Annotated in this window: 20 protein-coding genes; 7 read left to right on the top strand and 13 right to left on the bottom strand. The window is 68.7% G+C overall.

Annotation, left to right across the window (positions count from 1 at the left end; translation table 11 throughout):
• Positions 1-79: 79 nt before the first annotated feature.
• Positions 80-1564, bottom strand: a complete 1485-nt coding sequence (locus tag F3J15_RS08770; RefSeq protein WP_166889806.1) for a PLP-dependent aminotransferase family protein — start codon at positions 1562-1564, stop codon at positions 80-82.
• A 203-nt stretch (positions 1565-1767) separates the two neighbouring features.
• Between F3J15_RS08770 and F3J15_RS08775 the strand changes: the two genes are divergently transcribed.
• Entirely contained in the window at positions 1768-2118 is a 351-nt protein-coding gene (locus F3J15_RS08775; protein ID WP_166889809.1) for a hypothetical protein, read from the top strand.
• A gap of 154 nt (positions 2119-2272) precedes the next feature.
• Here F3J15_RS08775 and F3J15_RS08780 read toward each other — a convergent pair whose 3' ends face one another.
• The 8 genes from F3J15_RS08780 to gtdA form a co-directional block, all read right to left on the bottom strand.
• Positions 2273-2695 (bottom strand): DUF6691 family protein, encoded by a 423-nt coding sequence (locus F3J15_RS08780; RefSeq protein WP_166889811.1) that lies wholly within the window; start codon positions 2693-2695, stop codon positions 2273-2275.
• A 1-nt stretch (position 2696) separates the two neighbouring features.
• Entirely contained in the window at positions 2697-3131 is a 435-nt protein-coding gene (locus F3J15_RS08785; RefSeq protein WP_166889849.1) for a YeeE/YedE family protein, read from the bottom strand.
• Positions 3121-3471: a metalloregulator ArsR/SmtB family transcription factor gene (locus F3J15_RS08790; RefSeq protein WP_166889814.1), complete on the bottom strand. Its 351-nt coding sequence runs from the start codon at positions 3469-3471 to the stop codon at positions 3121-3123. The genes F3J15_RS08785 and F3J15_RS08790 overlap by 11 nt, the downstream gene beginning before the upstream one ends.
• 95 nt (positions 3472-3566) lie before the next feature.
• A complete protein-coding gene (locus F3J15_RS08795) occupies positions 3567-4928 on the bottom strand; it encodes an aromatic acid/H+ symport family MFS transporter (protein WP_166889816.1) in 1362 nt (453 codons plus the stop codon).
• 80 nt (positions 4929-5008) lie between these two features.
• Positions 5009-6217, bottom strand: a complete 1209-nt coding sequence (locus tag F3J15_RS08800; RefSeq protein WP_166889819.1) for a 3-hydroxybenzoate 6-monooxygenase — start codon at positions 6215-6217, stop codon at positions 5009-5011.
• 19 nt (positions 6218-6236) lie between these two features.
• On the bottom strand, positions 6237-6878 hold the full coding sequence (gene maiA / locus F3J15_RS08805; RefSeq protein WP_166889822.1) for a maleylacetoacetate isomerase: 642 nt from the start codon (positions 6876-6878) through the stop codon (positions 6237-6239).
• 25 nt (positions 6879-6903) lie between these two features.
• Positions 6904-7602, bottom strand: coding sequence for a fumarylacetoacetate hydrolase family protein (locus tag F3J15_RS08810; RefSeq protein WP_069251344.1), 699 nt, complete (start codon positions 7600-7602; stop codon positions 6904-6906).
• Between the two features lie 89 nt (positions 7603-7691).
• Entirely contained in the window at positions 7692-8735 is a 1044-nt protein-coding gene (gene gtdA / locus F3J15_RS08815) for a gentisate 1,2-dioxygenase (RefSeq protein WP_166889825.1), read from the bottom strand.
• A 164-nt stretch (positions 8736-8899) separates the two neighbouring features.
• On the opposite strand from gtdA, the gene F3J15_RS08820 reads away from it, so the two are divergent.
• Positions 8900-9844 carry a LysR substrate-binding domain-containing protein gene (locus tag F3J15_RS08820; protein ID WP_166889827.1) on the top strand — a complete coding sequence of 315 codons (945 nt, stop codon included), beginning with the start codon at positions 8900-8902 and terminating at the stop codon, positions 9842-9844.
• A 75-nt stretch (positions 9845-9919) separates the two neighbouring features.
• Here the strand turns inward: F3J15_RS08820 and F3J15_RS08825 are convergent, their stop codons facing one another.
• From F3J15_RS08825 to F3J15_RS08840, 4 genes are all read right to left on the bottom strand, one after another.
• On the bottom strand, positions 9920-11188 hold the full coding sequence (locus tag F3J15_RS08825) for an FAD/NAD(P)-binding oxidoreductase (RefSeq protein WP_166889830.1): 1269 nt from the start codon (positions 11186-11188) through the stop codon (positions 9920-9922).
• Positions 11185-11418, bottom strand: coding sequence for a 2Fe-2S iron-sulfur cluster-binding protein (locus F3J15_RS08830; RefSeq protein ID WP_069251340.1), 234 nt, complete (start codon positions 11416-11418; stop codon positions 11185-11187). Before F3J15_RS08830 ends, F3J15_RS08825 begins: the two co-directional genes overlap by 4 nt.
• Before the next feature lie 127 nt (positions 11419-11545).
• Positions 11546-12673, bottom strand: coding sequence for an FAD-binding oxidoreductase (locus tag F3J15_RS08835; protein WP_166889832.1), 1128 nt, complete (start codon positions 12671-12673; stop codon positions 11546-11548).
• The gene (locus tag F3J15_RS08840) at positions 12670-13602 is read right to left on the bottom strand and encodes a 4-hydroxyproline epimerase (RefSeq protein ID WP_166889851.1); all 933 of its coding nucleotides are present in this window, start codon (positions 13600-13602) and stop codon (positions 12670-12672) included. The genes F3J15_RS08835 and F3J15_RS08840 overlap by 4 nt, the downstream gene beginning before the upstream one ends.
• Before the next feature lie 251 nt (positions 13603-13853).
• Between F3J15_RS08840 and F3J15_RS08845 the strand changes: the two genes are divergently transcribed.
• The 5 genes from F3J15_RS08845 to ilvD all read left to right on the top strand — a co-directional run bounded on the left by F3J15_RS08845 (position 13854) and on the right by ilvD (position 21503).
• Positions 13854-14774 carry a dihydrodipicolinate synthase family protein gene (locus F3J15_RS08845; protein ID WP_006484863.1) on the top strand — a complete coding sequence of 307 codons (921 nt, stop codon included), beginning with the start codon at positions 13854-13856 and terminating at the stop codon, positions 14772-14774.
• A gap of 230 nt (positions 14775-15004) precedes the next feature.
• On the top strand, positions 15005-16630 hold the full coding sequence (locus F3J15_RS08850; RefSeq protein ID WP_089447482.1) for an APC family permease: 1626 nt from the start codon (positions 15005-15007) through the stop codon (positions 16628-16630).
• 75 nt (positions 16631-16705) lie between these two features.
• Positions 16706-18289, top strand: a complete 1584-nt coding sequence (locus F3J15_RS08855; protein WP_166889835.1) for an aldehyde dehydrogenase (NADP(+)) — start codon at positions 16706-16708, stop codon at positions 18287-18289.
• Between the two features lies 1 nt (position 18290).
• A complete protein-coding gene (locus F3J15_RS08860; RefSeq protein ID WP_089486014.1) occupies positions 18291-19313 on the top strand; it encodes an Ldh family oxidoreductase in 1023 nt (340 codons plus the stop codon).
• A gap of 330 nt (positions 19314-19643) precedes the next feature.
• Positions 19644-21503, top strand: a complete 1860-nt coding sequence (gene ilvD, locus F3J15_RS08865) for a dihydroxy-acid dehydratase (protein WP_069251334.1) — start codon at positions 19644-19646, stop codon at positions 21501-21503.
• Positions 21504-21884 lie beyond the last annotated feature (381 nt).

Raw genomic sequence — 21884 nt, forward strand, 5'->3', positions numbered from 1 at the left:
TGGCGGCGGCTGGCCGTGTCGGTGGCCCGGAAAGCCGGGGGCCTTGCGAATTCGCAAGCCCGGCCGGTCGCCACCACGCTTACGTGGCCGCCATGGCTTCCCGTACGAGGCGGCCGAGCGTTTCGAACGCCGCTTCGTGCGCCGCATCGAACACGCGCGTGCAAGCGAGCCGGATATAGCCGTCGAAGCGGTCGGAATTCGAGAAGATCGAGCCGGGCGCGATCCTGACTCCGTGCGTCAACGCGGCGTCGAACAGCGCCTCGGAGCGCACGCCGTCCGGCAGCGCGATCCACAGCAGCATCCCGCCCGGCGGCTGGTTCATCCGGGTTCCGGCCGGGAAATGCCGCGCAATCGCATCGATCGTCACGTCGCGCTGCACGCGCAACTGTTCGCGAAACCGATGCAGATGGCGATCGAACGCGCCCGAGCCGACGAATTCGGCGGCAACGGCCTGCAGCAACGCGGCGTTGTGCCGGCTGTGCGCGAACTTCAGCATCTTCACGCGTGCGTGCCAGCGCCCCGCGCTTATCCAGCCCAGCCGCATCCCGGGGGCCAGCACCTTGTTGAACGACGGGCAGTAGATCACCGTGCCGTCGCGGTCCCATGCCTTCACCGGCTTGACCGGCTGCGGCGCCTCGACGAGCTCGCGATAAGGCTCGTCCTCGATCACGGCCACGCCATGGCGCGAGCAGAGCGAGACAAGCGCCGCCTTGCGCTCGTCGGGCATCACGCAGCCGAGCGGGTTCTGCAGGTTCGGCACGACGACCACGGCCCGAATGTCCGGGTACGCGGTCAGCGCCACTTCGAGCGCCTCGATCGACAGGCCGGTCGTCGGGCTGGCCGGGATTTCGAGCGCGCGCAGGCCGAGACTTTCGAGCAACTGGATCAAGCCGAAGAAAGCCGGCGATTCGATCGCGATCGTGTCGCCGGGGCGCGCGACCGCGCGCAACGCGAGATTCACGGCATCGACGCCGCCGCTCGTCGACATCACGTCGTCCAGCGTCACCGTCACGCCATACGACAGCGCGCGCTTGGCCATCGTCTGCCGGAATTCGGGCGAACCGCCGACGGGCCCCGCGTCGGTCAGCAAGGTGGGCTTGCGCCGCAACAGCCGGATTGCGAGCGCCTGCAGGCGCTCGGCCGGATACAGCGTGGCCAGCGCGGACGCGCCACCAAGGTTCAGCGCATCGGGTGCCGTGTTCGCACGGTCGATCACGCGCGACACGCGTTCGTGCAGGCCCGCGAACGGCGGCTCGACGCTCAGCGGCGGCCCGTCGCTTTCCGGCAGCGTTTCGAGCGCGGCCGACGCGCGGCGCCGCACGAAGTAGCCGGAGCGCGGCTTCGCCTCGCACCAGCCGGTATCCTCGAGCCGCCGGAACGCCTGGATCGCGGTCGACAGGCTCACGCCATGCTGTGCCATGAACGCGCGCACCGACGGCATCCGGTCGCCGGGCGACAGCGTGCCGGCCGCGATGATGCGGCGGTAGTGCTCGGCGAGCCGTTCGTAAAGCGGCTCGCCGTCCATGGGCAACGGCGGGCGGGATGAATCGGTGAAAGGCGTCATGCAGCCGATCGTGCCCGCGCGGCCGATCGCACGCCAGATACAGATTCCGGGGAAACCCACCGATACAGCGACGCAAAATCGTCGTCTGCACCGCAACAGATTCCCGGCCCCTGAATCTGTCGTGCCGGTGCCCGTTTCCCTAACCTGATCGCACGCTGTCGCCTCGCCGTCGCGAGGCCGCGCAACCGGGAAAGGGAATCGCCATGCAGACGCATCACATCCGACTCGACGCCGGACAAAGCCACTTTGCGTGGTTCGACAAGGGCAGCCAGGTGATCGTGCTGGACGGCGCGCTGGCGGTCACGCTGCGCCACGGTGGGCTCGACTGGCTGCCCGACGCGCCGCAGCACATTCGCCGCCTGCTCGACGAAGGCGAATGCCTGACGCTCGAGACGGCCGGCCACGTGGCGCTGTCGGCCGGCGGCACGGGCTCGGTCAGTACGACGGTCGTGGAACCGAACGAACAATCCGGCTTACTCGCGGCATGGCGCACGATCCTGCGCCGGCTGTCCGGGCGGATACGCCGTGGCCATCACGTGCGCGAGCATTCCTGAAATGGCGATTTGTCGCGTCACAGAGGCGCGTCAGGCTGACACCGCATCATTCAGCAAAAGTCTGGCGCGATCCGGTTCGACCGCGCTCATACGAATCAACCGACTTTGACCGGTTCAACCGTCACGCCCTACCTGCTACGCGACGATCACGACATCACCGTACGCTCCTGCGCCGCTCGACCCACTCGAACACCGCCATCCCTGCCAGCATCGCGACGACGAACACGATCCCCTTCGCCGACCCGAAGCCGATCGACACGATCGCGGGCCCCGGGCAGAACCCGGCGATCCCCCAGCCGATACCGAACACGGCGCTTCCGGCAACCAGCCGCACGGTGATCGCCCGCACGGCCGGCAACTGCATCGGCAAGCCGAGCCACGTCCGCGCCCTGCGCTTCGCCCATGCGAACGCGAACACGGCCACGCCCGTCGCGCCGGCCATCACGAACGCAAGCGACGGATCCCAGCGGCCCGCCAGGTCGAGAAAACCCAGCACCTTCTGCGGATTGGCCATGCCCGACACGATGAGGCCGACGCCGAACAGCAGCCCCGCCAGAAACGCGAATCCTGCCTGCATGTCAGCCTCCCAGCACGTGCCGTCGCACGAAGACGGTCACGAAGCCCGCGACCATGAAGACCACCGTCGCGACCACCGAGCGCAACGCACCACGCGACATCCCGCACACGCCGTGGCCGCTCGTGCAGCCGCCCGCATAGCGCGTGCCGACGCCGACCAGCAGCCCAGCCGCCACCAAGTCGAACCACCCTGCGTCGACCTGCGGCGTCAGGTTGTTTCCGGCGACATGCATCACGACCGGTGCGGCGATCAGCCCGGCGACGAACGCGGCGCGCCAGTCGCGCTCACCGGCACGTGCCGTGAACAGACCACCGACGATGCCGCTGATGCCGGCAATCCGGCCGTTGAATGCGACGAGCCACGCGGCCGCGAGCCCGATCAGCACGCCGCCGGCCAGCGACAGCCACGGCGTGAAATGAAGCGCATCAAGCTGCATCACGCCGCCCCTTCGCGGCCGGGCCGCAGAACTGTTCGTACAACACGCCCATCACCGCGACCGCGGCCGGGCTGTCGAGCGAATAGTGGATGTTCTTGCCGTCGCGGCGCGTGCGAACCAGCGCGTTGTCCCGCAACACGCCGAGCTGCTGCGACAGGGTCGGCTGGCGGATATCCAGCGCTGTCTCGAGATCGCTGACGCACCGCTCGCCTTGCGACAGTTCGCAGAGCAGCAGCAGCCGGTCGGGATTCGACATCACCTTGAGCAGCGCGCAGGCCGATTCGGCGGCCGCGCGCATCGGGTCGGGTTCCGGCAACCCGGCGGAAAGATCGTCGTTCATTGGCGCGGGATGACAATTAAAGAATAAATATTATATCAATTCATATAATGAAGCTCCCGCCGCTTGCCGACAGGCGGCCTTGCCCCCGCCTTCGCTCAGGCCTGCTCGCCCGCAATCGCCTTCGCGGCAGGCATGCGCGCCGCATCGGCACGCACCACGCCGAGCGCCAGCACCGCGATCCCCGCGATCACGCACGGCGCCGCGACGACCGCAAACGCAGTCGACAACGGCACGCCCATTGCGAGCATCGCGCCGCCTGCCATCGATCCGACGACCGAGCCGCCACGGCCGATCCCGTTCGCCCAGCTCACGCCGGTGGTGCGGCACTCGGTCGGATAGAACGCGGCCGACAGCGCATTCGCGCCGACCTGCGAACCCGACACGCAGAAGCCGGCCGCGCACACGGCGAGCGCGGCGCCCCACGGCGATGCGGCAAACACGCCGATCGCGGCGACGAATACGCCGGCCGCCGCATAGCTGCAGGCCAGTACGCGATGCGGATCGAAACGGTCCATCAGCCCGCCGAGGACGATCGCGCCGAGCGTGCCGCCGATCTGGAACATCGCGGTCACGCGCGCGGCCGTCTGCAGCGTCGCGCCGGTCGTGCGCAGCAGCGTCGGCAGCCAGCTCGACAGCAGGTAGATCACGAGCAGGCTCATGAAGAACGCCAGCCACAGCAGCAACGTGCCGCGCAGCAGGTCGGCACTGAACAGGCGGCCGAGCGGCGACCCGGCCGGCTTGCCGGCGGGCGCGATGAACGACGCGCTCAGAAGTTGCGGATCCGGCGCGATACGACCGAGCATCGCCGCGATCCGTTCGCGCGCCGCGCCTGTATTGACAAGATAGCGCACCGACTCCGGCAGCCGCCACGCGAGCACCGGCAGGAGCAGCAACGGCGCGGCGCCGCCGACGACGAGCACCGAGCGCCAGCCGTGGTGTTCGATCAGTGACGCAGCCGCAAGGCCGCCGAGCGCGGAGCCGATCGTGAAGCCGCAGAACATTGTCGTCACCAGCAGCGAACGGCGCCGCGCCGGGCAGTATTCGGACGTCAGCGTGATCGCATTGGGCATCGCGCCGCCGAGCCCGAGCCCGGTCACGAAGCGCCACGCGATCAGCTCGGTCAGGCCGCCCGCGCTCGCCGACGCGGCGCTCGCAATGCCGAAGCACGCCACGCAGGCGAGCAGCAGCCGCTTGCGGCCGAACCGGTCGCCGAACGGCCCGAACACGAGCGCGCCGGCCATCAGCCCGGCGAGCCCCGCGCCGAATACCGGTGCGAGCTGCGCGGGCGACAGGCCCCATTCCGCACGGATGACGGGGGCGATGAACCCGATCGATGCGGTATCGAACCCGTCGATCGCGACGATCAGGAAGCACAGGACGACGATCGCGGCCTGAAACGGCGCCACGCGATGCCGGTCGATCCATTCGCTGACGTCGATGGACAGCGTATCGGCCATGATGGTGTCTCCTCCAGGAAGGCGGTCGCGCGTCGTGTCGTTGAAATGCGCGCCGCCGGAATCGGGCCAACCGCGCCGCGTTACGCGACGGACTTCAGGCAATCCTCCGCGCGCCAGCCGTGCAGCCAGTCGAGCGCATCGTAGAACTGCGCCTGCGTGCGGCCGACCCAGAGCCCGTTGCGCACTTGCCGCTCGACGCCCTTCGCGTGATAGATCCGCCCCATCTCGCGCGCCGAATACAGCACACGCGCGGTGCGCGGAATCCGCACGCGTTCATACAGCGCGAACGCGGCCTCGAAGTCGCCATCGGTCCGGGCCACGGCCGCGCCGAGCGTCACCGCATCCTCGAGCGCCTGGCACGCGCCCTGCGCGATGTATTGCGTCATCGGATGCGCGGCGTCGCCGAGCACCGTTGCACGGCCTTCGCTCCAGCGTTCGACCGGATCGCGATCGGCGGTCGCCCAGCGCTTCCACGACGTCGGCCGATCGAGCATCTGCTTCGGCAGCGGATGGACGCCGTCGAAGTACGACAGCACTTCCTCCTTGCTGCCCTCGCGCACGCCCCAGGTTTCCTGCTCGCGGCTGTGGAACGTGACGACGAGGTTGTACTGCCGCCCGCCGCGCAGCGGATAGTGGACGAGATGGCAATGCGGGCCGGCCCACACGACCGGCGCATTGATCTGCAGGTCCCGCGGCATGTTGTCGACGTCGACCACCGCGCGATACACGACGTGGCCCGTCACGCGATGCGCGTCGCCGATCAGCGCATGACGGATCGCGGATTTCACGCCGTCGCAGCCGATCACCGCATCGGCACGATAGCGTTCGCCATGCTGGTCGGTCACGGTCACGCCTTTGCCGTCCTGCTCGAAGCCGCACACCTGCGTGCTCGTCCGGAATTCGATCAGCGGATGATCCTTGACCGCCTCGTAGATCGACAGGTGAATGTCCGCGCGATGAATCACCGCATACGGATTGCCGAAGCGCTCACGGTACGCGGCGCCCGTATCGATGCGCACCACCTCGCGCGCATCGACCGCATCCATCAGTTGCAGCCAGTCGGTGAACACCGCCCGGCTGCGCGCAGCCTCGCCGACGCCCAGCGCGTCGAGCGCGTTGAATGCATTCGCCGCGAGCTGGATCCCCGCGCCGATCTCGCCGATCTGATCTGCCTGTTCGAGCAGCTTCACGCGGATGCCCTGGCGCGCGAGCGCGAGCGCCGTCGCGAGCCCGCCGATGCCGCCGCCGATCACCAGCACTCGCCGGCCTTTGTCTTTTGTCTCGCCCATGTGTGTCTCCTGCTTCGTGTTACGCGACGTAATCCGGTTGCCGCTGCGGTTGCGCGGCCTCGAATGCCGGCTCGTGCCGCGCGTGTTCATATACCGCGAGGCTGCGCGGATACGCGCTCAGGTCGCAATCCATCCGCAACGCGTTCGCGACCTGCGGCACGAGGCACACGTCGGCCAGCGTCGGCGTGTCGCCGAAGCACCACGGGCCCTCGTCCGCGCGTGCGAGCAGCCGCTCGACGCCGGCCATCCCTTCCGTGATCCAGTGCCGGTACCACGCGGTCTTCTGCTGCGGCGTGACCTTCAGTTCGCCGTCGAGATAGCGCAGCACGCGCAGGTTGTTGACCGGATGGATGTCGCATGCGATCAGCGTCGCGAGTTCCAGCACGCGGGCACGATGGTGCGGTTCGAGCGGAATCAGTCGAGGCGTCGGCTGGATCTGGTCGAGGTAATCGAGGATTGCGAGCGACTGCCCGAGACGGAAATCCCCATCGACCAGCGCCGGCACGGCGGCTGACGGGTTCACGTTCGCGACGTACGACGCCTCGCGATGCTCGCCGGTGCGGATGTTCACCGGCAGCGTGTCGTACGGCAGCCCTTTCAGCGCGAGCGCGATGCGCACCCGGTAGGACGTCGAACTGTTGAAGAAGCTATGCAGTTGCACGATGTCGCCTTTCGGGGAAGATGTGTCAGACCACGCGCACGGTCAGTTCGCCGAGCCGTTCGACGCCGACCTTCATCACGTCGCCCGCGACCACCGCGCCGACACCTTCGGGCGTGCCCGTGAAGATCACGTCGCCCGGTTCGAGGCGGAAAAACTTCGACAGGTCGGCCACCGTTTCCGCGACCGACCAGATCAGGTGCGACACGTCGCTCTTCTGCTTCGTCGCGCCGTTGACGGTCAGCCACAGGCCGCCCTGCTCGAAGTGACCGACATCGCTCGCCGGATGCACGGGCCCGATCGGCGCCGAGCGGTCGAATGCCTTGCCGATCTCCCACGGCCGGCCCATCTCGCGCATCTTCATCTGCAGGTCGCGGCGCGTCATGTCGAGGCCGACCGCGTAGCCCCACACGTGTTCGAGCGCGCGCTCGAGCGAGATGTCCGAACCGCCCTTGCCGATCACCGCGACGAGTTCGGCTTCGTAGTGATAGTTCTGCGTCTGCGACGGATACGCGAGATCGAGCGTGTCGCCGTACGCGACCGGCACGATCGAGTCGGCCGGCTTGCAGAAGAAGAACGGCGGCTCACGATCGGGATCGAAGCCCATTTCACGTGCATGGGCCGCGTAGTTGCGACCGACGCAATACACACGGCGCACCGCGAACTGCGCGTCGCTGCCGGCGACGGGGAGCGCCACGGGCGCTTCGGGCGGGAAAACGAAAGTCATGAATGGCTCCAGCGTCAATACGAATGAAGGGGGCACGCCGCAGCGACGGCGCACGGAAAAAGGAAACGAAACGTTGAAACCGGCCGGCGTCAGTCGCGCGCTTCGCGCAGCAGGTTCAGCGCGGACAGCACAGGCCGGTCGGAATAGCTGAACAGCACGCTGTCGGACGACGCCGACAGCCGCACGGGCACCCACGACGGCGCGACGAAAATGTCGTGCGGCTCGAATTCGAAGGCGTTGCCGCCGATGTGCGCGGTGCCGCTGCCTTCGACGACGCAGTAGATCGTCGCGTCGGTGCTGCGGTACGTGCGGCCGTCGAAACCGGCAGGCAGGAACTGCATGAAGGTGGCGATCGTCGGCATCGGCCAGCCGCCCGTCACGGGATTCACGTAGCGCAGCTTCACGCCGTCCCACGCGTCGAGTTCGCCGTTCCGGTACAGCGCGTCGAGCGCTTCGCGGGTGCGGGCATACGGGTAGCTGAATACCGGCGACGTCGGATCGCTCGCGCGATGCCGCACCGGCACCATGTTGTGACCGAAGCGCGCGAAGCTGTCGCCTTCCGGGCGATTCACCGGCTGCACGGCTTCCGGGTAGTTCTCCGCGAAACCCGCGTCGAGGTTGGCGAGCAGCGGGATGTCGAGCCCGTCGAGCCACACGACCGGCTCGCCGCCCGCTTCCTCCGACGGGTTGCCGTGGTCATGCCATGCCCACGACGGCGTGATGATGAAGTCGCCCGGATGCATCGTCGTGCGCTCGCCGTTCACCGCCGTCCACGCGCCACGCCCTTCGACGATGAAGCGCAGCGCCGACTGCGTATGCCGGTGGCTCGGCGCGATCTCGCCCGGCAGGATCAGTTGCAGGCCCGCGTACAGGGTCGGCGTCATGCTCGACTTGCCGGGCAGCCCGGGGTTCTCCAGCACCAGCACACGACGCACGGCCTCTTCCGCGCTGATCACGCTGCCGGCCTGCATCACGAGATCGCGCACCTGCGCGTACTTCCAGATCGCGGCCTGCGCGGCCGGCTGCGGGGATGTCGGCACGAGGTTGTGCAGCGATTCCCACAGCGGCGCCAGGCGTTGCTCGGCGATCCGTGCGTAGTAGGCGGCGCGCGACGCGTCCGGGTGGGTCGTCATGATGTCTCCTTGGAGTCGGCCGATCGGCGTCGGCGCTATGTCGGGGCGGGAACCGTGCTGCAGTCCGTTAGCGGATTTATATTCGACCCAGGCATACCCGGTAAAATGGTCAAATCATCTGATCCATATGTTTATGGATATACCTACTCGCGACGAGGCATGCGATGGACTGGACCCACCGGCTGCGACTGCGGCATCTGCAGGTACTGTTGAGCCTTGCCGGCACCGGCAATCTGAGCCAGTCGGCGGTCGCGCTCGCGACCACGCAGCCCGCGCTGTCGAAATGGCTGAAGGAACTGGAAGAGGACGTCGGGCTGCCGCTGTTCGAGCGGCATGCACGCGGCCTGCGGCCGACGCCGTACGGCGAAGCGCTGATCGAGCATGCACGCCGGGTCGAAGCGCAGCTCGACATCGCGCGCGACGACATGGCCGCGCTGCGGGAAGGCGGCAGCGGCCTCGTGACGATCGGCACGTCGGGCGTGGCGGCGGCCGACACCGTGCCGCTCGCGGTGTCGCAACTGCTGAAACGGATGCCGCGCGCGCAGGTGCGGCTCACCGAAAGCACGATGAACCAGCTGATGCCGCAGCTCGCACGCAGCGAACTGGATATCGTCGTGGGCCGCTCGGGGTCGACATCCGTCGATCCGCTGCTGCATGCCGAAGCGCTGTATGTCGATCCGGTCGTGTTCGTCGCGCGGCCCGGCCATGCGCTCGCCGGTGCGACGTCGGTCGGCTGGGACGACGTGCTCGCCTACTCGTGGATCGTATGGCCGTCAGGCACGCCCGTGCACAACGCGCTGGAGGCCGCACTGTCGGCCGCCGGCCGCGTGCGGCCGCCGCACTGCGTCGAATCGAATTCGTCGATCCTCAACCTCACGCTGCTGAACAACACCGACCTGCTCGGCGTGGCGTCGCATCGTGCAGCGCAACGCTTCGCGCAATTGAACGCGATCCGGATCCTGCCGATGCAGCTCGAGGGCCAGGGCGCGGTGTCGATGTACTGGCACCCCGACAGCGCGAATCGCGCGGCCGTGGCCGCGACGATCGAGTGTCTGCGGGCCTGTGCGGCCCCGCAGGTCGGCGGATGGGAAAAAGTGAAGGTGGAATGAATGGCGCGGCCCGGTGTCAACCGGGCCGTGTTGCCGTGTTGCCGTGTTGCCGTGTTGCCGTGTTGCCGCGACGCGTCACGCGCCGTCGCAGGATGCGGTGCCATCCAGCATCAGCGTGCCGACCCGCGCGGGCACGAGCGGCGTGCGCGGCATTGGCGGTGTCCAGCCGAACAGCGTCTGCGCGGCCGCACCACACACACGGCCCTGGCACGCACCCATCCCGCAACGCGATTGCAGTTTCGCGGCCGTCCAGCCCGGCGCTTGCGCGACGGCATCGAAACGCACGTCCTCGCAGCGGCACAGCAACGTGTCGGGCCGCGCGAGCCGGCGGATCGGCTCCCGGATCGCAAAGCGCTCGCGCACGGCATCGGCAAACACCTGCCAGTTCGCCCGCTGGGTAACCAGCGCAGCCAACGGCGCCGTCTGCCCGGTCGCCGCCAAACCGGCGATTTCGCCTTCGACCATCGCCAGCTCGCTGCCGCCGACGCCCGTGCACTCGCCCGCCGCAAAAATACCATCGCGGCTCGTACGCTGGTGCGCATCGACCGCCACCGCGCCGTTGTCGATCCGGCAGCCGAGATGACTCGGCAGCACGGTGTTCGGCACGAGGCCGAAGCCGCACGCGAGCCGGTCGCAGTCGACGTCGAATTCGCGATCGCCCTGACGAATCCGCACGCGTTCGAGCCGCTTGTCGCCGAACGCCTCGACGACATGCGAATCAGGCCGATAGGCGGTGGTGACGAGCTTCGCGGCCTGCGCGAGCTTCGACGGCCAGCGCCACAGCCCTGCCCCGAAACCGGCCACGTCGCCCCATGCGGCCTGTTCGAGCACGTGCGACACGCGCGCGCCGGCCTGACGGGCCGTCGCCCCGCTCGCCAACAGCAGCGGCCCGCTGCCCGCGATCACCGTGCGCTGCCCGCGCACGTCGAGGCCGTACTTGATCAGCGCCTGCAAACCGCCCGCGCCGGTGACACCCGGCAACGTCCAGCCAGGAAACGGCAGCAGCAGCTCGCGTGCACCGCAACAGAGAATCAGCGTGCGGAAATCGAGCAGCAGCCCGCGTTCGTCGTCTTCGAGCAGCAGCGTGCCCGGCTGCGTTTCGGCGACGATGCGCGTCGCCGCGAGATGTGTGACGTTCGGCTGCCGCAACACGGCGAGCCGCTCGGCAGCGGCCGGCGTCGGCGCAGCCGTTGCGCCTTGCCGCCAGATCTGCCCGCCCGCGCGCGGGTTGTCGTCGACGATCGCAACCGTCGCACCGCTACGCGCGGCGGCCCGCGCGGCCGACAGCCCGGCCGGCCCCGCGCCGACGATCGCGACGTCGACGCTCAGTCGTTCCTGTTTCATCGCGTGCGCTCCACCTGCATTCCGTCGCGGCACAGCGTCTGGCAAGCCAGCCGGCGGCGGCCGTCGATCGTCATCCTGCACTCCTGGCAGATGCCCATTCCGCAAAACGGCGCACGCGCCGCACCCGTGCACGACACGCGCGTCGTGTCGTCGCCGCTCGCCGCGACGGCGGCCGCGACGGTCGCGCCGTCGGCCACCGTCAACGGGCGGCCGTCCAGATGAATGATCATGTCAGCCTCCGCCGGGCCGCCCCAAGGAGGCTGACCGCCCCCGCGGGGGGCGCCGTGCATGGGACCGGAGTCAGTGCTGAAGCGCCAGCTCCGGTCGACCGCGAGCGAAGTGAGCGTGGGGGTCGTTTCATGTCAGCGCTCCGGCTACGAGGGACGCGCTCAGAAAGCGTCCCGGCAAATACGGTTCGATATCGATGGGCGGCCGTTCGCCGGCCATCAGCGCAGCGACGAGCCGCGCGCTGCCCGGCGCAGTCGTCACGCCGAGCCCTTCGTGCCCGACCGCGAGCCACACGCCCGGCCGCGCCGGATGCTCGCCGAGCAGCGGCAGCCCGTCGGGGCTCGCGGAACGGAACCCCGTCCATGCGCGGATGCCGTTCAGGTCGGCCAGGTCAGGCAGATAGCCCACCGCGCGGCGCAGCATGCGCGCGAGCACGGGCGGCTCGACTTGCGCATCCTCGGTGTCGAACTGGCGCGACGAACCGATCAGCAACTGGCCGGTCGGCCGCGGCTGCACGTTGAACGCGACCGACGTGCCGTCGCTCGCATGTGCGCTCGCCGCATAACCCAGCTCGACGAGCTGGTGCGACACCTGGCCCGGATAGCGGTCGGTGATCAGCAGATGGCCCTTTTTCGGGCGCAGCGGCAGCTCGGGCAGCAGCGTGCGCGCGGCAACGCCGTTCGCGACGACCACCCGTTCCGCGCGCAGCGTGTCGCCGCTCGCGAGCGTCACGCTCGGGCCATCGACCGCGACGGCCCGGTCGCGCCGCAACGTGATGCGCGGCGCGCGCTGCAGCAGCCAGTTCGCGGTGACGGGCGCATAGAGGATCGCGTCGCCGGGAATCTTCAGCGCACCGCCGAGGCCCGCACGCAGCATCGGCTCCAGTCGCGCGAGCGTCGCCGCGTCGATCAGTTCGCCCGCCACGCCATGCGCGGCCAGCGTCGCCTGCTTCGCGCGCGCCAGATCCATTTCGTGCGCATCGGCGGCGAGCCACAACGTGCCGCAGTTGCGGTACGCGCATCCTTCGGGCATCTCGCCGCTCAGCGCGCGCCACAGTTCGATCGAGTAATGGCTGAGCGCGAGTTCGGCCGCGTTGTCGTCCATCGCGACGAGGTGCCCCATGCCCGCGCCGGTTGCCCCGCCGCTCGCGTCGTCGACGACGAGCACGCGCAGCCCGCGCTGCGCGAGTTCGTGCGCGCACGCCGCGCCGACGATGCCGGCGCCGATCACGACGACATCCGCCTTCGTGTCACTCACGGCGCAATACCCCAGCCGAATGGGTCGTCTTCCTCGATCAGCAGCGTCGCTTCCGCGCTCAGGTGTGCGCTGCCGCGAATCGTCGGCACGATGCCGCCCTCGGCCTGCTCGTAGCTCGCTTGGAACACGCTGCCGATCACGCTCGCCTGCCGCCATATGGCGCCCGGCGCGAGCTTGCCGTCGGCCGCGAGGCACGCGAGCTTCGCGCTCGTGCCGGTGCCGCACGGCGAACGGTCGTAGGCGAGGCCCGGGCACAGCACGAAGCTGCGGCTGTCGTGTTCGGGATCGTCGGCGAACAGCTCGATATGGTCGATCTCGCCGCCGTTCGCGCCGGTGATGCCCGCGCGTTCGAGCCCTTCGCGCACGGCCGATGCATACGCGGTGAGCGCCGCGACGTTGTCGCCGGCCACGCGCTGCCCGTGGTCGCTGATCAGGAAAAACCAGTTGCCGCCCCACGCGATGTCGCCCTTCACGGGGCCGTAACCCGGCACGTCGAGCGCGACGCCCTTCGCATGGCGATACGCGGGCACGTTGCGCACGCTGACCGACAGGTCGTCGTGCAGCGTCGCCTCGACGGTGCCGACGGGCGTTTCGATCCGGTGCACGCCGGGCGCGATGCGCCCCATATGGTGCAGCGTGCGCACGACGCCGATCGTGCCGTGCCCGCACATCCCGAGATAGCCGCTATTGTTGAAGAAGATCACGCCGGCCGCCGCCTCGGGCGACACGGGTTCGCACAGCAGCGCGCCGACCAGCACGTCGCTGCCGCGCGGTTCGAGAATGCATGCGGTGCGGTAACGGTCGTGCTCGCGCGCGAGCACGTCGCGACGCTCGGCCATGGTGCCGCTGCCGAGCGCGGGGAAACCGGACACGACGAGCCGAGTGGGTTCGCCGCCCGTGTGCGAATCGATGATCTGGATGCGCTTCATCATGAGCCGTCCGAAGTGGGGAAAGGAGCATAGCTTCCTCCGTCGCGCGTCCGTCCGCTTGTGGCTTTTCGATGAGGACGACGACGAAATCGGCATAGTGCGAAGCGCCCTTCCCGCGCCGTCCGGCCGCTGTGCCGATTTCGTCATTTTGCTCCGCGATACGACTCAAGCGTGATGGGCATTTGCGCGGCGATACTGGTTGCACACCGACACCTCGTCGGCCGACCGATACAAACACGTAGGAGATTGAAGTGAGCCGAAACGCCATTCAGTGGACCGGGGTTTTCCCGGCCGTCAGCACCCAGTTCAAGCCGGACTTTTCCCTCGACATCGATGCCACGCACCGCGTGGTGAAGAACCTGGTGAACGACGGCGTATCGGGCCTCGTGGTCTGCGGCACGGTCGGCGAAAACACGTCGCTGTCGACGAGCGAGAAGCTCCAGGTGATCGAAGCCGCACGCGACGCCGCCGGCGGCAAGATTCCGGTGATCGCCGGCATCGCCGAGTTCACGACCGAATTCGCGCGCAACACGGTGCGTGAAGCCCAACGCGTCGGCGTCGACGGCGTGATGGTGATGCCCGCCCTCGTCTACTCGGCGAAGCCGCACGAAACCGCCGCGCACTTCCGCGCGGTCGCAACCAGCACCGACCTGCCGGTGATGGTCTACAACAACCCGCCGATCTACAAGAACGACGTGACGCCCGACGTGCTGATCGCACTGCAGGATTGCGAGAACATCGTCTGCTTCAAGGATTCGTCGGGCGATACGCGCCGCTTCATCGACCTGCGCAACGCGGTCGGCGACCGCTTCGTGCTGTTCGCGGGCCTCGACGACGTCGTGGTCGAGAGCATTGCCGTCGGCGCCGAAGGCTGGGTGTCGGGCATGTCGAACGCGTTCCCGAAGGAAGGCGAGACGCTGTTCCGCCTCGCGAAGCAGAAGCGCTTCGACGAAGCACTCGCGCTGTATCGCTGGTTCATGCCGCTGCTGCACCTCGACGCACGCCCCGACCTCGTGCAGTGCATCAAGCTGTGCGAAGAGCTGGTCGGCCGCGGCAGCGCGATCACGCGTCCGCCGCGCCTCGCGCTGCAGGGCGACACGCTCGCGGAAGTGAAGGCCATCGTCGCGAAGGCGCTCGAAACGCGCCCGGCGCTGCCCGACGTCGGTCTCTGATCGACTCCCCTGCGGCGGCTTGCGGGCTTTCCCCCGCGCGCCGCCGTCTCCGGTCCGGCATGGCCTGCGGGCCCGTTCATACCGGCGCCCGCCCGCGCCATACGTGAACGCCCCGCAGCCCGCCCCGGTCGTTCGAACCGGGCGACGCCGGCCGGCAGGCTTGCGCCGCTGCTCCGTCGGAGCGCGGCGCATCTCAAGCCTGTGCTGATATTCCTCCAGGAGACACGCCCATGCCAGGCCAAGGCAACGCTCACCCGTCTGTCCCGCTTTCCCGTTCCGCGCACCCCGACGCGGGTCACGGCAAGTTCAAGAAACAGCTGTCGCTGACCGATCTCACGTTCATCGGTCTCGGCGCCATTTTCGGTTCGGGGTGGCTGTTCGCCGCGAGTCACGTGTCGACGATCGCGGGCCCGGCCGGCATCTTCTCGTGGCTGCTCGGCGGCTTCGCGGTGCTGCTGCTCGGCATCGTCTACTGCGAACTCGGCGCCGCGCTGCCGCGCGCGGGCGGCGTGGTGCGCTACCCGGTGTTCTCGCACGGCCCGCTGCTCGGCTACCTGATGGGCTTCATCACGCTGATCGCCTTCTCGAGCCTGATCGCGATCGAAGTCGTCGCCGCGCGCCAGTATGCGGCTGCGTGGTTTCCGGGCCTGACCGTCGCTGGATCGAGCGACCCGACCACGCTCGGCTGGCTCGTGCAGGCCGCGCTGCTGTGCTTCTTCTTTTACCTGAACTATTCGAGCGTGAAGACGTTCGCGAAGGCGAACAACATCATCAGCATCTTCAAGTTCATCGTGCCGCTGGCCGTCATCGCGGTACTGTTCACGTTCTTCAAGCCCGCGAACCTGACGATCCAGGGCTTCGCGCCGTTCGGCATGCCGGGCATCGAGATGGCCGTGTCCGCGGGCGGCATCATCTTCGCGTACCTCGGGCTCACGCCGATCGTGTCGGTCGCGAGCGAGGTGCGCAATCCGCAGCGCACGATCCCGATCGCGCTGATCCTGTCGATCCTGCTGTCGACGCTGATCTACGTGCTGCTGCAGCTCGCGTTCATCGGCAGCATCCCCACCGACATGCTCGCCGCCGGCTGGCACGACGTGAGCAAGGCGTTCTCGCTGCCGTACCGCGACATCGCGCTGGCGCTCGGCGTCGGCTGGCTCGCGGTGATGGTCGTCGCCGATGCGATGATCTCGCCGAGCGGCTGCGGCAACATCTACATGAACGCAACGCCGCGCGTCGTCTACGGCTGGGCGAAGACGGGCACGTTCTTCAAGGTGTTCACGCGCGTCGACGAAGCGTCGGGCATCCCGCGCGCGGGCCTGTGGCTCACGTTCGGCCTCGCGATCTTCTGGACCCTGCCGTTCCCGTCGTGGGAAGCGCTGATCAACATCGTGTCGGCCGCGCTGGTGCTGAGCTATGCGGTCGCCCCCGTATCGGTCGCCGCCCTCCGCCGCACCGCACCCGACCTGCCGCGGCCGTTCCGCGCCAGCGCGTTCGGCATCACCGGCCCGGCGTCGTTCGTGATCGCCGCGCTGATCGTCTACTGGTCGGGCTGGAGCACGGTGTCCTGGCTGCTCGGCCTGCAGATCGTGATGTTCGTGATCTATCTCGCGTGCCGCCGCTGGGTGCCGACCGCGCACCTGAGCCTCGCCGAGCAAGTGCGTTCGTCCGCATGGCTGATCGCGTTCTATGCCGCGATGATCGTGCTGTCGTATCTCGGCGGCTTCGGCGGCACAGGGCAGCTTGCGCATCCGTACGACACGGTCGTCGTCGCGGCCGTCGCGCTCGTCATCTACTACTGGGGGGCGAACACCGGCGTGCGCGCCGACAAGCTGCAACTCGACGACGACGAGGACTGACGCACTCGTTCCCTTTCCCATGATCCCTTCGGCCGGGCGCTCCACGCCCGGCCCCTGCTTTTTCCGAGGAAAACCATGCAACTCACAGGTCAGCTCCTGATCGGCCAGTCCGCCGTCGCCGGACAGAACGGCACCCTCCACGCGATCGCCGCCGCAACCGGCGAACGGCTCGAACCTGCCTTCGGCGGTGCGAGCCTGCACGACCTGGAGACGGCCTGCGCGCTCGCCGATGACGCCTTCGACACCTATCGCGAAACGTCGCTCGACGCCCGCGCCGCGTTTCTCGACGCGATCGGCCGCCACATCATGGCGCTCGGCGACGCTCTGATCGAGCGCTGCGTCATCGAAACGGGCCTGCCGCGTGCGCGCATCGAAGGCGAGCGCGGCCGCACGGTCGGCCAGCTCGCACTGTTCGCGTCGCTCGTGCGCGACGGCGGTTTTCTCGACGCGCGAATCGATCCGGCGCGCCCCGAGCGCAAGCCGCAGGCGCGCGTCGACCTGCGCCTGCGCAACGTCGCGGTCGGGCCCGTCGCCGTGTTCGGCGCGTCGAACTTCCCGCTCGCGTTCTCGGTCGCCGGCGGCGATACCGCGTCGGCACTCGCGGCCGGCTGCCCGGTGATCGTCAAGGCGCATTCGGCACATCCGGGCACGTCGGAACTCGTCGGCCGCGCGATCCAGCAGGCCGCGCGTGAATGCGGGATGCCGGCCGGCGTGTTCTCGCTGCTGTTCGACGCATCACGCGAAATCGGCCAGGCGCTCGTCGCCGATCCGCGCATCAAGGCCGTCGGCTTCACCGGCTCGCGCCGCGGCGGCGTCGCGCTGATGCACATCGCGGCCGCCCGCCCCGAGCCGATTCCCGTCTATGCGGAAATGAGCTCGATCAATCCCGTGCTGCTGTTTCCCGCCGCGCTCGACGCCCGCCACGATGCGATTGCGCCGCAGTTCGTCGCGTCGCTCACGCTCGGCGCCGGCCAGTTCTGCACGAACCCGGGCCTCGTGCTCGCCGTCGACGGGCCCGCGCTGCGCGCGTTCGAGGAATCGGCCGCCGCTGCAGTGCGTGCCGCGCCCGCGCAAACGATGCTGACGCCGCACATCCGCGCCAGCTACGAACAGGGCGTCGCGGCGCTTCGCGATCACGCTGCCGTCGAGCTGCTCGCACAAGGCGCCGAAGGCAATCGCCTGCAGGCCCGCGCGGCGCTGCTCGCGACCTCGGCCGACGCTTTCATCGCGCATCCCGAATTGCGCGACGAGGTGTTCGGCCCCGCTTCGCTGATCGTGCGTTGCCCGGACGCCGACACGCTGCATCGCGTGCTGAAGTCGCTCGAAGGCCAGTTGACGATCGCCGCGCACCTCGCCGACGGCGACGCGCCGCTGTTCGCCGCGCTGCGCCCGCTGCTCGAGCGCAAGGCCGGCCGCATTCTCGTCAACGGCTTCGGCACGGGTGTCGAGGTCGGCCATGCGATGGTGCACGGCGGTCCGTTCCCGGCCACGTCCGACACGCGTACGACGTCCGTCGGCGCGCGCGCGATCGAGCGCTTCCTGCGCCCCGTGTCGTATCAGGACCTGCCGGACGCGCTGCTGCCGGACGCGATCCGCAGCGGCAATCCGCTGAACGTGCCGCAACGTATCGACGGCGTGCCCGCGCCGCGGGAGGCGTGAGATGACCGCATCCACCGGCGAAGTCGTCCTGTCGCTCGATGAAGTCCACGCGCTCGCGCTGCGCGTGCTGACGCACAACGGCATGTCCGACGCGCATGCGCGTGCCATCGCCAACGTGATCACGCAGGGCCAGCGCGACGAATGCCATTCGCACGGCGTGTACCGGCTGCTCGTCTGCGTGCGTTCGCTGAAAAAGGGCAAGGTCGATCCGCAAGCCGTGCCGACGCTGCGCCGGCTGTCGTCGTCGATCGTCTCGGTCGACGCGCATCGCGGCTTTTCGCTGCTGAGCTTCGAGACCGGCCTGCCGGTGCTCGTCGAGATGGCGAAGCAGCACGGCATCGCCGCGATGACGATCAACCACTGCTACCACTTCTCCGCGCTGTGGCCGGAAGTCGAGGCCATCGCGGCCGAGGGGCTCGTCGGCATCGCGATGAACCCGAGCCATAGCTGGGTCGCGCCGGAAGGCGGCAAGGAGCCGGTGTTCGGCACCAACCCGATCGCGTTCGCGTGGCCGCGCCCGGGCGGCGTGCCGTTCGTGTTCGATTTCGCGACGAGCGCGATCGCGCGCGGCGACATCGAGCTGCATGCGAAGCAAGGCAAGGCGATCCCGCCGGAATGGGCAATCGATGCCGACGGCCGGCCGACCACCGACCCGAAAGCCGCGCTGCAGGGCGCGATGCGCACGTTCGGCGGTCACAAGGGTTCGGCGCTCGCGGCGATGGTCGAATTGCTCGGCGGCGCGCTGATCGGCGACATGACGAGCCGCGAGTCGATGGACTTCGACGAAGGCGTCGGCGCGACGCCGTGCCATGGCGAGCTCGTGATCGCGTTCGACCCGAAGGTGTTCCTCGGCGACGATCTCGACACGGGGCTCGCGCGCGGCGAACGGATGTTCGAATCGATCGTCGCGCAGGGTGCGCGGCTGCCGTCGCAACGCCGCTTCGACGCCCGCGCGCGCAGCATCGCGCACGGCGTGCGGATTCCGAAGGCGCTGTACGACGAGATCCTGACGCTGCTCGATTGACGCGCGATCGAGCGGTGCGGCTTCATCGTCGGCAAGACGGGCGATGAAGCCGCCGCCGGGCTCCGCTGGCGATGGCCGGCTTCCGGCTTCGCGTGTTCCCGCCATTGCGTCTTCGCGCCACGCATTGTTCGCTTTGTGCGCCTACGCGCTGCCCGCCGCGCCCCACCCGCGCCGCTCGCCCGCTCCCGCCGGCGCCGCGGGCCCGGCGGCTGTGGGATAATCGCCGAGTTTGCCCAGGGCGCAGCTCAAGAGGTTGTTCGCACGGGCGCGAGAGAGGCCTTTATTCCCGTGCCTCCACCCTTTTCCCGCGATATTTCTTCAGCAACGATCATGCCCACTTACCGTTCCAAAACTTCCACCGCTGGCCGCAACATGGCAGGTGCGCGCTCGCTCTGGCGTGCCACCGGCATGAAAGACGACGATTTCTCGAAGCCGATCATCGCGGTCGTCAACTCGTTCACCCAGTTCGTGCCGGGGCACGTGCACCTGAAGGATCTCGGCCAGCTCGTCGCGCGCGAGATCGAGGCTGCCGGCGGCGTCGCGAAGGAATTCAACACGATCGCGGTCGACGACGGCATCGCGATGGGCCACGACGGCATGCTGTATTCGCTGCCGAGCCGCGACATCATCGCCGACTCGGTCGAATACATGGTGAACGCGCACTGCGCGGACGCGATGGTCTGCATCTCGAACTGCGACAAGATCACGCCGGGGATGCTGATGGCCGCGATGCGCCTCAACATCCCGGTGATCTTCGTGTCGGGCGGCCCGATGGAAGCGGGCAAGACGCGTCTCGCGAACCCGGTCACCAAGGCCATCGAGGTGAAGAAGCTCGACCTCGTCGACGCGATGGTGATCGCGGTCGACCCGTCGTATTCCGACGCCGAAGTCGCCGAAGTCGAACGCTCGGCCTGCCCGACCTGCGGCTCGTGCTCGGGCATGTTCACCGCGAACTCGATGAACTGCCTGACCGAAGCGCTCGGCCTGTCGCTGCCCGGCAACGGCACGGTGGTGGCCACGCACGCCGATCGCGAGCAACTGTTCAAGCGCGCCGGCCGTCGCATCGTCGAACTCACCCGCCAGCACTACGAGCAGGACGACGAACGCGTGCTGCCGCGCTCGGTGGGCTTCAAGGCATTCGAGAACGCGATGACGCTCGACATCGCGATGGGCGGTTCGACCAACACGATCCTGCACCTGCTGGCGATCGCGCAGGAAGCCGGCATCGACTTCACGATGAAGGACATCGACCGCCTGTCGCGCGTCGTGCCGCAGCTGTGCAAGGTCGCGCCGAACACGAACAAGTACCACATCGAGGACGTGCACCGCGCAGGCGGCATCATGGCGATCCTCGGCGAACTCGACCGCGCCGGCAAGCTGCACACCGACGTGCCGACCGTGCACGCGCCGTCGCTGAAGGACGCCCTCGACCAGTGGGACATCGTCCGCACGCAGGACGACGCGGTCCGCACGTTCTACCAGGCCGGCCCGGCCGGTATCCCGACGCAGGTCGCGTTCAGCCAGAACACGCGCTGGCCGAGCCTCGACCTCGATCGCGCCGAAGGCTGCATCCGCTCGTACGAGCATGCGTTCTCGAAGGAAGGCGGCCTCGCGGTGCTGACGGGCAACATCGCGGTCGACGGCTGCGTGGTGAAGACAGCCGGCGTCGACGAGAGCATCCTCGTGTTCGAAGGCACGGCGCACGTGACCGAATCGCAGGATGAGGCAGTCGACAACATCCTGAACGACAAGGTCAAGGCCGGCGACGTGGTGATCGTGCGCTACGAAGGCCCGAAGGGCGGCCCCGGCATGCAGGAAATGCTATACCCGACCAGCTACATCAAGTCGAAGGGCCTCGGCAAGGCATGCGCGCTGCTGACGGACGGCCGCTTCTCGGGCGGCACGTCGGGCCTGTCGATCGGCCATTGCTCGCCGGAAGCGGCAGCGGGCGGCGCGATCGGCCTCGTGCGCGACGGCGACAAGATCCGTATCGACATCCCGAACCGCACGATCGACGTGCTGGTGTCGGACGAGGAACTGGCGCGCCGCCGCGAAGAGCAGAACGCAAAGGGCTGGAAGCCGGCGCAGCCGCGTCCGCGCAAGGTGTCCGCTGCGCTGAAGGCCTACGCGAAGCTGGTCATGTCCGCCGACAAGGGTGCCGTGCGCGACCTGTCGCTGCTCGACGACTGACTGGGGTAGTCGCCAGCACGGCCGGCTGCTTGTAACACGTAGCCGGTCGGGCCGCGGGCCGTCCGACCGCTCGCTCGCCCAAGCGAGAAGCCGCTCTCCGGAGCGGCTTTTTTTCGTCCTGGCCGACCGAATGCATCGACATCGTCAGTGACGGAATTCTTCCGGACCGCCGCCTCCTCCGCCACCACCGTGGCTTCCGCCGCCGTTCCCGCCACCTTGCGGCCGCGCACCACCATAACCACCGCCGCCCCCCCCACCGCCGCCCGGGTGCACCGGTACCGGCATCGAGCGGCCCTCACCGCCCGGCGCGGGAGGCGGACGCATGACGGCGGCCGGCGGCGGATGCACGACGGCCGGCGGCGGCGCTGCCGGACGCGGATT

The organism is Burkholderia sp. Ap-955 (assembly GCF_011753045.1).
Lineage (GTDB): Bacteria > Pseudomonadota > Gammaproteobacteria > Burkholderiales > Burkholderiaceae > Burkholderia > Burkholderia lata_D.